1 protein-coding gene is annotated in these 230 nt (G+C 67.8%); it reads right to left on the bottom strand.

From position 1 onward, the window contains the following. Positions 1–230 (bottom strand): phosphatidylglycerol lysyltransferase domain-containing protein (locus CVH10_RS24980; protein ID WP_146143440.1); only part of this gene is annotated, 230 nt, incomplete at both ends.

Here is a 230-nt window from a genome sequence, read left to right on the forward strand (position 1 = left end):
GCGCCGTCAGCAGATTGGCGAAGGCGACGATCCGTCCGCCCTCCCTCACGACCGCAAGCGGCGTCAGGTCCAGATAGTCGACATCGAACCGCCCCAGGGAAAAGGCCTTCTCCGCCCCCTCATGCATCTCCAGCCAGGCGTCGGACACCGCCTTCAGCTCGTCCGCGATGGGACGCGCCGATCCCGGCGGCAGGATTTCGAAGGTCGCGCCCTCGCGTTCCGCCCGGTTT

It is taken from the genome of Halomonas sp. ND22Bw, from assembly GCF_003011945.1.
In the GTDB taxonomy this organism is placed as follows: Bacteria; Pseudomonadota; Gammaproteobacteria; order Pseudomonadales; family Halomonadaceae; genus Halomonas; species Halomonas halophila.